General features: G+C 67.3%; 12 protein-coding genes. 2 read left to right on the forward strand and 10 right to left on the reverse strand.

Annotated features, from left to right (window positions below):
• The 6 genes from Q0C81_RS10175 to Q0C81_RS10200 form a co-directional block, all read right to left on the reverse strand.
• The coding region (locus Q0C81_RS10175; protein ID WP_291837127.1) for an efflux RND transporter periplasmic adaptor subunit at window positions 1-558 on the reverse strand (558 nt) is incomplete at its 3' end.
• Window positions 555-1,874: a TolC family protein gene (locus tag Q0C81_RS10180; RefSeq protein ID WP_291837129.1), complete on the reverse strand. Its 1,320-nt coding sequence runs from the start codon at window positions 1,872-1,874 to the stop codon at window positions 555-557. The genes Q0C81_RS10175 and Q0C81_RS10180, both read right to left, overlap by 4 nt.
• 144 nt (window positions 1,875-2,018) lie before the next feature.
• The gene (locus tag Q0C81_RS10185; protein ID WP_291837131.1) at window positions 2,019-2,726 is read right to left on the reverse strand and encodes a hypothetical protein; all 708 of its coding nucleotides are present in this window, start codon (window positions 2,724-2,726) and stop codon (window positions 2,019-2,021) included.
• A 173-nt stretch (window positions 2,727-2,899) separates the two neighbouring features.
• Window positions 2,900-4,288, reverse strand: coding sequence for a HAMP domain-containing sensor histidine kinase (locus Q0C81_RS10190; RefSeq protein WP_291837133.1), 1,389 nt, complete (start codon window positions 4,286-4,288; stop codon window positions 2,900-2,902).
• Window positions 4,275-4,952 carry a winged helix-turn-helix domain-containing protein gene (locus Q0C81_RS10195; RefSeq protein ID WP_291837135.1) on the reverse strand — a complete coding sequence of 226 codons (678 nt, stop codon included), beginning with the start codon at window positions 4,950-4,952 and terminating at the stop codon, window positions 4,275-4,277. The genes Q0C81_RS10190 and Q0C81_RS10195 overlap by 14 nt, the downstream gene beginning before the upstream one ends.
• Before the next feature lie 52 nt (window positions 4,953-5,004).
• Window positions 5,005-5,364, reverse strand: a complete 360-nt coding sequence (locus Q0C81_RS10200; RefSeq protein WP_291837137.1) for a PepSY domain-containing protein — start codon at window positions 5,362-5,364, stop codon at window positions 5,005-5,007.
• Between the two features lie 170 nt (window positions 5,365-5,534).
• Between Q0C81_RS10200 and Q0C81_RS10205 the strand changes: the two genes are divergently transcribed.
• A complete protein-coding gene (locus tag Q0C81_RS10205) occupies window positions 5,535-5,999 on the forward strand; it encodes a DUF1003 domain-containing protein (protein ID WP_291837140.1) in 465 nt (154 codons plus the stop codon).
• Here the strand turns inward: Q0C81_RS10205 and Q0C81_RS10210 are convergent.
• Window positions 5,991-6,608, reverse strand: coding sequence for a cytochrome b/b6 domain-containing protein (locus tag Q0C81_RS10210; RefSeq protein WP_291837142.1), 618 nt, complete (start codon window positions 6,606-6,608; stop codon window positions 5,991-5,993). The two genes, Q0C81_RS10205 and Q0C81_RS10210, sit on opposite strands and share 9 nt — an antisense overlap.
• 157 nt (window positions 6,609-6,765) lie before the next feature.
• Here Q0C81_RS10210 and Q0C81_RS10215 point away from each other — a divergent pair, with 157 nt between their 5' ends.
• The gene (locus Q0C81_RS10215; RefSeq protein WP_291837144.1) at window positions 6,766-7,458 is read left to right on the forward strand and encodes a VIT family protein; all 693 of its coding nucleotides are present in this window, start codon (window positions 6,766-6,768) and stop codon (window positions 7,456-7,458) included.
• Window positions 7,459-7,573: 115 nt separating this feature from the next.
• Here Q0C81_RS10215 and Q0C81_RS18305 read toward each other — a convergent pair whose 3' ends face one another.
• The 3 genes from Q0C81_RS18305 to Q0C81_RS10225 form a co-directional block, all read right to left on the reverse strand.
• The gene (locus Q0C81_RS18305) at window positions 7,574-7,813 is read right to left on the reverse strand and encodes a DUF1289 domain-containing protein (RefSeq protein ID WP_367117995.1); all 240 of its coding nucleotides are present in this window, start codon (window positions 7,811-7,813) and stop codon (window positions 7,574-7,576) included.
• The gene (locus Q0C81_RS10220; RefSeq protein ID WP_291837146.1) at window positions 7,810-9,873 is read right to left on the reverse strand and encodes a cation-translocating P-type ATPase; all 2,064 of its coding nucleotides are present in this window, start codon (window positions 9,871-9,873) and stop codon (window positions 7,810-7,812) included. Before Q0C81_RS10220 ends, Q0C81_RS18305 begins: the two co-directional genes overlap by 4 nt.
• A gap of 129 nt (window positions 9,874-10,002) precedes the next feature.
• Complete coding sequence (locus Q0C81_RS10225) at window positions 10,003-10,278, reverse strand: metal/formaldehyde-sensitive transcriptional repressor (RefSeq protein WP_291837149.1); 276 nt, start codon at window positions 10,276-10,278, stop codon at window positions 10,003-10,005.
• Window positions 10,279-10,359 lie beyond the last annotated feature (81 nt).

Below are 10,359 nucleotides of genomic sequence, written 5' to 3' on the forward strand. Positions count from 1 at the left end.
ACCGGCCACCGCCCCGCCGGCGCCGACGGGCGCGCCGGGGCTCGTGGGCAGGCTGTCGATGACGCCGCTGACCGGCGCGCGGAGCGTGATCCGGCCCCCGCCGGTCAGGCGGCGCAGGTTGGCGCTGGCTTCCCGGGCGGTGGCCGCGGCGGCGGCGGCCACGGTGACTTCGGCGTCCGCGGCGAGCCCGTCGGCGCGAAGCCGCTGAAGCCGCGCGTGTTCAGCGGTCGTCACGCTGGCCTCACGGGCGAGCCGATCCAGATCGAGTCGGGTCGTTGGGCTGGCCATGAGGGTCACGATCGGCTGACCGGCCCGCACGGCCTCGCCGACGGTGACATGGATCTGGGCCACCTGGGCCTCGAAGGTCGCCGTCAGGGTCCGGACGGCGGCGGGATTGAACTCCACCTGGCCATAGGCGGTGACGGTCTCGTCGAGCATCCGGGTGGCGACTGCGGCTGTGCGCACGGTCGCCACCGGCGGGACGGCCTTCTCCGCCGGCTTCGAGCAACCCGCCAGCGCCAGCGCCAGCGCCGCCGCGCCTGCCACGATCCGCATCATTCCGCATCTCCGATCAAGGCGCCCGACGCCAGTTCCAGCGCCACCCATTGTTCCGACAGGGCCTGATCCAGGACCGCGAGGGCGATCTCCTTGTCGGTGAGAGCCTGACGCGCCGTCTCGGCCGTGACGCGGGCGATGTCGCCGCGCGCGCCGGCCCGTTCGAATGCCTCGACGGTTTGCCTCAACGGCGCGACCTGTCCCTCCAACGCGTCGCGCTGGCGGAGGCCGATCCGGTAGGCGGCGATCAGGGTGGTGATCTCTGACCGCGTCGAGAACAGGCGAGCCTCGTATTCCGCGCGGAGCTGCTCGCGCGTGGCATCCTGCACCGCGATCGCGCCACGGTTCCGGTTCCACAGCGGCAGGTCGAAACCGATGGCGACGCCGTTCGTCCTCACCGCGCCTGTGTCCCGCGCCGCGTTCAGCGACAGGTTCAGGCGAGGATATTGCTGAAGCAAGGCGAGCCGCAGATTGGCGTCCTGAACGTCATAGCCGGCGCTCAGGGCGGCCAGGTCGAGCCGCTGGCGATAGGCCCGTTCGACCAGAGTCTCCGGGTCCGGCGCCGGGAAATGGGACAGCGGCGGGTCGATCAGGGCGACGACGGCGTCGGGCGAGAGACCGAGCGCGGCGTTCAGCGCGAACCGCGCCGCCTGCAGATCGCGCTCGGCGCTCCGGGCCCGGTCGCCGGCGTCGGCCGCCGCGATGCGCCGGGCTTCCAGATCGTTCGCCGACAGATCGCCGCGCGCCACCGCCCGAAGGGTTCTATCCAGGGCGTCGTCGGCGGCGCGAGCGGCTTCGAACGCCAGCCCCCGCACTGTTTCCAATCCGCCGATGCGGGCCCCCAGAAGCCGCGCCTGGCCCGCCGCCTGCCATTCCAGCCAGGCCACGTCGAGCCGCACCTGATCCCGGCTCGCCCTGGCCGTCCGCTGCCGGAGCGGACGGGTGTACAGGCTGGAGGTGTCGAACCCCAAGCCGCCGGCAATGGCGTCCACGAGGCCGGGGGCCGAAGCGGGGCGGTCCAGGCTGAAGGAAAACTGGGGGTCCGGCAGCAGTCCGGCCTCGAACACCTGCGCCTCCGCGACGCCGAGCCGGGCGCGTTGGGCTCTCAGGTCGGGGTTGGCGATGACGGCGATGACGCCGAGCTGTCGTGCTGAAAGCGGTCCCGACAGGTCTATGTCCACGGGGCCGAGTCGGGGATAGTCCAGCCGGGCGCCCGCCAGGGCCAGTTCGGTCGTCGAGGGATCGGGACGCGGGCGGTCCGGCAGTTCCGCGGACCGATAGGAGACGCAACCGCCGAGGACGACGAACGCCAGACTCACGGCCGCCAGACCCCGCGTCCGCCGCCGTCGGCCGTCCGGAATCCGGCCGTCCGTCCCTCTTTCGGGCGAAGGGGTCAACACACTCACGCAAGGCCTCCAGCGACCGATTTTGCCCGTCCCGACCGGCGAGACGAAGGGATGGCGCTAGTTCGCCGGCTTGAAATGCTCTTCAAGCGCGTCGACCAGCGCCAATTCGTTCGACACCGCGATCTCCGCGGCGACCGCGTTCTTCTGCGCGACGGCGATTTCCATTCCCGAGAGGGCGCTCTCGAACGCGCCGCTCAGGCCCTTGGCGGTGACACGCGGAGAAATCCGTGCCCAGGTTTCGCGGGCGTAGGCCACGTCGGCGGTCATCTGATCCCAATCGACCGGCCGCGACTTGGCGTTGGCGTCATATCTGAAACCGGCATAGTCCAGCAAACTGACCTCGACGGGTACCTGGGCCGAGGCATCCTGGGCGCTCACCAGAACCCTGTAGGTTTCGACCGCCGCGATTGCGATCGCTGACCGATTCTGATCCCGCAAGGCGGCATCGATCCCCGCGCCCAGCGAGTCGAGGCGCGCGGCCTGGTCCGTCGCCAGAAATGTCCGAGCCTCGGAAGCTTTTTGTCGGGCGGCGGTCAGCGAGGCGGCAAGCTCAGGGAACGTCTTGTCGAACGCGGTTTCCGTCAGCGTCTCGTATCCCTCGGCCGCGGCCAGAAGCCGGACGTTCCGATCCGACGCCACAGGCGAGGCCGCGGTCGCCGTAGCCGGCGGGTTCGCCTTGTCGGCCTGCGGATTGCATGCGGTGAGGCTTGCGGCGAGGACCGCGATCGCGGCGACGCCTGCAAGGGATTGGGTGATGCGGATCATGGCTTCAGTGCTCCTTGGAGAGGATGTGGGCTAGGGCCGGCGAGGTATCATGCGAAGCGACCGGCGCCGGCTCGCGGTCGAAACACGCGCCTCGCCAAGGCGGACCGGCGATTGACGGAGGTGCCAGAGCGCCGGCCCTGGAAACCGATGGGCGCTCACAAGGGTGCAGCCTGTCATTCGGGCGAAGTCCTGTCCACGACGTCCTGGCAAAAGGCGATCCGCGCGGTCAGGCCGGGACGGTTGGACTCCAGCACGAGGTCGGCGTCGTGAAGCGCGGCGATCGCCGCCACCAGGGCGAGTCCCAAACCCGACCCGGGCGAGTGGCGGCTATGGTCGAGGCGGAAGAAGCGCCGGGTCACCTTCGGCAGCGCCTCGTCCGGAATCCCCGATCCGGTATCCCTGACACAGAGGACGGTTCTCATTCCTTCGTCGTAGACGTCGATGATGATGTGGACCGGACCGTCGGCGTGAACGATGGCGTTCTCCACCAGATTGGACAGCATCTGGATCAAAAGATCCTCGTCGCCCATGATCATCCTGTCGCTGTCGGCCAGGAGCGCCATGGTGTGGCCGGCCTGGTCGGTGACCGGCTGATAGGCCTCGAACACCCGCCGCACGAGCCCCGAGGCGGACACCGGTGCGAAGGTCCCCCGGCCCGTTCCCGCCTCGATCTGTGCGATCCGGAGCAGGGCCGCGAAGATGTCCAGCGCGCCGTCCAGGTCGATCAGGGCCTGATCGATCGCCCCTTGTAGCCCCGTGACCGTCGCGGTGTGTCCGCGCGCGTGCTCCAGGCGCTGGCGCATGCGGTTCAGCGGCGTGCGGAGGTCGTGAGCGATGTCGGACGAGACGTGCCGCATCGCCTCCATGGAGGCTTCCAGCCGTTCCAGCATGCGATTGAGGTTATCCCGAAGGGTCGCGAACTCGGACCCCAGACCAATGGGGGGCAGACGATCGCCGAGATGACCTTGCATGATCCTAGCGGTCGCGGCGTTCACCTTGTCGAGACGCCGAGCCAGGATCAGGCCCACCGTCAAACCGCCGACGGCGGCGAGCACCGCCATCCCAGCGGCTCCCCATAACGCGATCTCCGCCATCCATTCCTGCAGCTCGTGCACCGCATGGGTCGACTTGCCGACCACGAGCGTGCCTTCAGGCAAGGATGTCGCGAGGGTGCGCACGAGGATCGGTTCATCGTGGATCGCTTCGTCGTCGGACGGCGCCGGCACGGAAACCTGGCTCAAGCCAGCGGCAACCGGGACCGGTACCGGCAATTCGCCTCCCAGCCGACGGCCGGCGCCGTCGAACAGCGCGTAGGCGAAGGGGCTGGCGATCCGCGCCCGGGTGGAGACCCGGCGCTGCAGCCCGACGAGGTCGGAGGCTGCCCCGTCGGCCAGCAGAACCCGGGTCTCGACTCCAAGGTCGTCCTCGAGCGAGTTGTTGGCGTACCCGGTCACGCCCCACTGGAACGCCCCGAACATCAAGGCTCCGCCCAGGGCGAAGATCAGGGCGAACGCGGCCGCGAGCCGCAGCGCGGAAGAGGCGAGAAATCTAGGCTCGGTCATCTATCATGTACCCGGCTCCACGGACTGTATGGATCAGCTCCCGACCGAAAGGGCGATCGACCTTGGCCCTCAGCCGGCTCATGTGCGCGTCGACGAGATTGGTCCGGGGATCGAAATGAAAGCCCCATATCTTGTCCAGCAGCATGGCGCGGGTGACGACCTGTCCGCTATGCCGGACCAGATATTCCAGCAGTTTGAACTCCTGGGGCGTCAGATCCAGCCGCGTCGTTTCCCGCCGGGCGGTTCGCCCGGCGAGGTCGAGCGACAGATCGCCGACCTCGAGCGTTGTTCTCAGGTCGATGGTGGGCGATCGGCGCCCGAGGGCCTGCACCCGCGCCAGCAGTTCGCTGAAGGCATAGGGCTTGACCAGATAGTCGTCGCCGCCGGATTCGAAGCCTTCGACCCGATCCCGGACACCGCCGACGGCGGTCAAAAAGATAACCGGCGTGGCCTTGCCGGCCTCGCGGACCGCGCGGACGACGGCGAGCCCGTCGCCGCCCGGCACCATGCGGTCGATGATCAGAACGTCATGGGCGCCCTCGAGCGCCAGATGCAGTCCGTCGTCGGCGTTTGTGGCCAGATCGACGGTATGGCCGGCCTCCGCGAGCCCGCGTTGCACGAACTCGGCGGCCTCGGCGTCGTCTTCGAGGAGGAGGAGTTTCATCTGGGCGCCCCGGTGAGGTAACGCCGCCCCCGATAAGGGGACGGCGTCCTGGTCAATCGTTGTCTTCGGGACCTTCGTTGGCCTCGTCGGCTTCTTCGGCGACCGCGCTCACGGCGCCGCTGGCGGCGTCCACGGCATAGGTGGTGACGCGGTCGCCGCTGGCGATCTCGACTTCCCAGCTGCGGCCGCTCTCGTCGTCGAACGAGGCTTCCATGGCCTTGCCCGATCCTTGGCGCTCCGCGATCGCGACGGCCTGGGCCAGAGAGACGCGTGCGCCGTTGACGGCGGCGATCTCATCGCGTTCGTCCTCGCCAGGCGGGCCCGGATTGGCGGCGACCGCCGCCCCGCCGATGGCCGCGGCCGAGATCAGCGCCGCCGCCGACAAACCGAAAAAGAGTTTCTTGCGGGTCATGTGACGTCTCCATTCGCCCGGGATCGGGCGTGATCGAACCCTAGACCGGCCAACCTTCGCCAATGCTCTCGCGCACGTTACAAGTTGGAAACGCGTTTGATCCGGGTTCACCGTGAGGGTCCTTGGTCGTCGCGACGAGTCTGACTGTGAATACGGGCCAAGGAACAATCATGCACCGACCGACCAACTTGCTAGGCCTGAACGCTCTTAGACAGCGGCGGCCGACCCTTCGGAACGTCAACGAACAGACCAGAGAGCGGCTGTCTCCGCTCGACCGCTTCGCCATCACGATCACGACGCGCGTCGGTACCATGGGGTTCTTCCTCATGATCGCCACATGGTCGGCTCTCTGGCTCGGCTGGAACCTGTTGGCCCCGGTTCGGCTTCGGTTCGACCCGCCGATGGGGTTCGTACTCTGGCTGTTCATTTCCAACCTGATCCAGATCCTGCTTATGCCGCTGATCATGGTGGGCCAGAACATTCAGGGGCGTCACGCGGAAGCCAGAGCCGACGAGGATTTCGCCGTCAATCAGAAGGCCGAGCTCGAGGTGGAGGAGATCATCCGGCATCTCGAAATCCAGACAGACATCCTCCAGCGGCTTGACACCGCGAGCAAAGGCCCTTCGTCAGCGTGACCAGAACATCTGTCGAAAAAGCCGGTGGCCCGCGACTTCGTGCAGGATCGCAAGACTGGCGTGACCGATAACATAGGCCCAGACGAGCTTGGATGACGCCTCGTGGACGCTCATGCCCGCGGTTCGGACGGATTCGGGAAGGACGGAGATGAGGCTCATCGTTCCTGTCACCGCCATGACAGACATGACGATCAAGCCGAGACCGTGGACGGCGTGCGCGAAGGGATGAGAGTCGACGTCGGGCAGCCGTCCACGCCGCCAGGCGGACAGGTGAAGGCGGAAGTCCCGCCAGACGGCCAGGGTCGCTTTCGGCGAGAACCACGGAACCAGAAGTCCGAAGCGAGCCTCGCCCCGACGGACCAGGGTCCACAACCAGTAGGCCAGCAGTAGGCCGAGGCTGGTCAGGCCCACCCATTCGTGAAGCTCGAACGCGAAGTTTTCGGCGCGTCCGGGCTTCGGCGCGATCATGAAATTGATGATCACCAGTTGATGGATCACCGCAATGGCCAGGAGCCCGTGCAAGGCTTTGGTCAGCAGGCTTCGGTCTGTTGACATCAGGCAGTCTCCTGGAGGCAGGTCGAGGTTCGCTCCGGTATGACGACGTCTCATCTTTATACGCAAATAACCAGCCAAGCCCTCAAACAAATCTACTCTAAAAATGAGAAGCATTCGCGAAACGGCAAGTACCGCAGTGGTCGGTTACTGATAGTATTGACCCGCCCCACCTTTCGGCCTTGAAGGTGCGGTCCAGACAGGAGCTAGGGGGATGCCGTTGCACCGGGAAAGACACCTCGTGGAGAGGATTGGCTGGCTTCGGGCCGCGATCCTCGGCGCCAACGACGGGATCGTTTCCACCGCCAGCCTCATCGTCGGCGTGGCTGCGGCGGCGGCGCGGCCCAGCGACATTTTGCTGACGGGGATCGCCGGACTGGTCGCAGGCGCGATGTCGATGGCGGCGGGCGAATACGTCTCGGTCAGTTCGCAGGCGGATACCGAGGCGGCGGATCTGGAGCGCGAGGCGGGCGAGATCGCCGCGGACCCGGAAGCCGAGATCGCAGAGCTCGCAGCCATCTACGTCCGACGCGGCCTCAACGACGAAACGGCCGCCGCCGTAGCCCGCCAATTGATGGCTCATGACGCGCTGGCCGCTCATGCCCATGACGAGCTTGGTCTGGTTCCCGGAATGAAGGCGCGGCCGGTTCAGGCGGCCCTGACGTCGGCCGTGACCTTCTCTGTCGGCGCCGCAGTGCCCCTCCTCATCGCTCTCGGAGCGCCCCCGAACTGGGTCGCGCCGGCCGTGGCGACCGGGGCGCTCGTCTCGCTCGCCGGACTTGGGGCCATCGGCGCCGCCGCCGGCGGGGCAGGCCGGTTGCGCGCGGCCGGGCGGGTGGCGATCTGGGGCGCTCTGGCCATGGCGGTCACCTCCGCGGTGGGAGCGGCGGTGGGCGCGTCGCTCTGAAGCCCGGCGACCGGAGGCGAGATCGCGACTCGCCCGACCCCCGGCGAGGCGTCCGCACCGTCCGGCGCACTCGACCCGTGGCGGAAACCGGGTGTGCTGTCCGGGCATGCGGGAATCATCTCTCCCGGATCTGGAACAGATCGTCGGGCGCGGCGGACGGTCGATCGGCTTGGGATCTTCCCTGATCCTTCAACCGTCGCAGACGTCGCGTGAGATCCTTGAGGATCAGCTGTCGGGCCCGTGGCTGCATTTTGCGCCAGGACCGGATCTCCGGAACCGAACGGCCGCAGCCCACGCACCAGCCGGTTCGACCATCGAAGCGACAGACGTCGATGCACGGCGAATCGGTACTCACGGCGTGGTCGTCGAAAGCCGGACGCCGATCGGGACCGGGGCGGGGCTTGCCTCATCCGCTCTGGCCACGGCGGGCAGGAGCCGGGCCGAATTGAGGATGAAGGCGAGTTCCGATGCGACGTGGATGAAGGCGGCGAACAGCGGGTTGAGAAGGCCGGCCGCCGCCAGGCCGATCCCCAGGGCGTCGATCGCCAGAGTGCCGGCGAAATTCTGCCAGATGATCCGGCGGGTCCGCCGCGCGATCCGCAAGGTGTCGACGAGACGCACGAGATCATTTCCCAGAAGGACGACATCGGCGCTTTCCTGGGCGACGTCCGTTCCCGAGCCCATGGCGATGCCGACGCTGGCGGCGGCTAGCGCGGGGGCGTCATTCACGCCGTCGCCCACCATGGCGACGATCCGCTTCTGCCCCACGAGCGCCTGGATGCGGGCGAGTTTGTCTTCCGGGAGCAGGCCCGCCTCGATGTCCCGGATGCCGAGGCTGGCTCCCACGGCCTGAGCGACGGGAAGGGCGTCGCCGGTCAACAGAAGGGTGCGGATGCCGAGGCCGTGCAGCGCTTCTATGGCGCGCTTGGCCTCCGGTCGTACGGTGTCGGCGACCGCGATCGCGCCCAGCAGGCAGCCGTTCCGGGCGACGTATACCTCTGAAGCCGCTTGGACGCCTAAGCTGAGCGTGCCGGGGATCGATACCGTGTTGTCCTGCATCCAGGCCTGATTGCCGACAAGGATGACGGAGGGGCCCACGTTTGCGACGATCCCTCGGCCTGGGGTGTAGGCGAAGTGTTCCGGTTCGGTCACCGTTCGTCCCCGGTTCAGGGCGTAGGCGACGATCGCCTTGCCGAGGGGGTGTTCGGATCGTAATTCGGCCGAAGCCGCCGCGTCGAGAAGGTCGTCCGGCGTTGCGCCGGCCACGGTCACGACCGCCTGGACCTCGGGCCGACCGAAGGTCAGGGTCCCCGTCTTGTCGAGCACGACGGTATCGACCTTGCCGAGCGTCTCCAGATGGACGCCGCCCTTGATGATCGCGCCGAGCCGGGCGGAGCGACCGATGCCGCCGAGGATGGCCAAGGGGGTGCCGGCGGCGATGCCGCAGGCCCCGGCGACGATGATCACCGAAATCGTGGAGTAGATGTTCTGGGTGATCAGATAGGTCAGGACAGCCGAGCCGAGGGCGAAATAGACGAGGTAGCCCGCCATGCGATCGGCGAGCCGTTGAACCGGCGCTCGGGAGCGCTCCGCGCGCTCCACCGCTTCGATGATCTTGCCGTAGCTGGTGTCCTTGCCGATACGCTCGGCTTGGACTTCGAGCGCGCCGGACTGGTTGATGGATCCGGCGAAGACAGCGGTCCCTTCGGTCTTCTCCACCGGCATGGATTCACCGGTGATGCGGGACTCATCAACGAACGAATGGCCTGACAGGACCGCGCCATCGACCGGAATACGTCCGCCTGGCGCGACGAGGATCGCGTCGCCGAGGTTGAGTTCCTCGGCCGAAATGGTCCGGATGGCGCCCGTCCGGCGAACCGAGACCTCGCGGGGCAGGAACTCCAGCAGATCGCGGATGGCCCTGCGGCCGCGGCCGACCGTCAAACCCTCCAGCACTTCGGCCACCAGCACGAAGAGCGTGATGATCAGCGCCGTAAAGAATTCGCCGATCGCCGCCGCGGCCACGATGGCGATCGTCATCGACAGTTCCATGGTCATGCGACGCTGAAGCACGTTCTCGAAGGCTTCCTTCAGGATCGGCCAACCGCCCACCAACAGACCGACGACTCCGATCAGGCTGATGGCTTCGAGCGGCTCCCAAACCCGGAACCACACGAGCGCTGCTGTCACCGCCACGAAACCGATGCGCACCGCCTCCGTCCACTCAAACGGATGCTCGTGATCGTGACCATCGTCGTCGTGGTCATGGTCATGATCGTGGTGATCGCGGTCATGGCCGGCGTGAACATGGCTTTGCCCGGAATGGTCCCCGGAATCCGGGCCGGCAGGAACGATGGTGCGGGCCTCCGCCTGGTCGGCGAGGGTGGGGAGGTCGCGGCCGGACTGATCGACCATCGGAGAGTCCATTTTCTGGCTGAATGCGGGAGAGGTCATGCCGACGACGCACAAGGCTTCAACGGTGGTGCGGTCCGGACTTTCCGGTCGCGAGGTCGATCATCGTCGTCCGCCGTCGTCACAGGGCCACTACTTTGAATAGCGACGGATGATGGCGATCAGCTCGTCGGCCCCGCTCCGGCGCTCGGCCTCGTTCAGATCGGGGCGGGCCACGTGGTGCCGCAGGTGGTCCTCGATCAGTTCCTCCAGCAGCCCGCCCATGGCTCCCCGCGCCGCGGCGACCTGCTGCAAAATTTGCGAACATCCGGCTTCGGACTCGATCGCCCGCTCGATCGCGCCCAGCTGGCCGGCGATGCGCCGGACTCGCGACACGAGCTTCTTCTTGTTGGTGACCGTGTGAGCCATGGATACTCCCCTATAGTATCTTGCTCCCTTATGCGAGACCCGATAAAGGACGACATCCTGTTGGGGAGTAGCTGCCGGTGT

The organism is Brevundimonas sp. (assembly GCF_023259385.1).
In the GTDB taxonomy this organism is placed as follows: domain Bacteria; phylum Pseudomonadota; class Alphaproteobacteria; order Caulobacterales; family Caulobacteraceae; genus Brevundimonas.

What these genes read in the sequence shown, in the direction of transcription:
- Q0C81_RS10185 (WP_291837131.1), bottom strand. Translation starts at nt 2,726, where the DNA reads ATGATCCGCATCACCCAATCCCTTGCAGGCGTCGCCGCGATCGCGGTC.
- Q0C81_RS10190 (WP_291837133.1), bottom strand. Translation starts at nt 4,288, where the DNA reads ATGACCGAGCCTAGATTTCTCGCCTCTTCCGCGCTGCGGCTCGCGGCC.
- Q0C81_RS10195 (WP_291837135.1), bottom strand. Translation starts at nt 4,952, where the DNA reads ATGAAACTCCTCCTCCTCGAAGACGACGCCGAGGCCGCCGAGTTCGTG.
- Q0C81_RS10200 (WP_291837137.1), bottom strand. Translation starts at nt 5,364, where the DNA reads ATGACCCGCAAGAAACTCTTTTTCGGTTTGTCGGCGGCGGCGCTGATC.
- Q0C81_RS10205 (WP_291837140.1), top strand. Translation starts at nt 5,535, where the DNA reads ATGCACCGACCGACCAACTTGCTAGGCCTGAACGCTCTTAGACAGCGG.
- Q0C81_RS10210 (WP_291837142.1), bottom strand. Translation starts at nt 6,608, where the DNA reads ATGAGACGTCGTCATACCGGAGCGAACCTCGACCTGCCTCCAGGAGAC.
- Q0C81_RS10215 (WP_291837144.1), top strand. Translation starts at nt 6,766, where the DNA reads ATGCCGTTGCACCGGGAAAGACACCTCGTGGAGAGGATTGGCTGGCTT.
- Q0C81_RS10220 (WP_291837146.1), bottom strand. Translation starts at nt 9,873, where the DNA reads ATGGTCGATCAGTCCGGCCGCGACCTCCCCACCCTCGCCGACCAGGCG.
- Q0C81_RS10225 (WP_291837149.1), bottom strand. Translation starts at nt 10,278, where the DNA reads ATGGCTCACACGGTCACCAACAAGAAGAAGCTCGTGTCGCGAGTCCGG.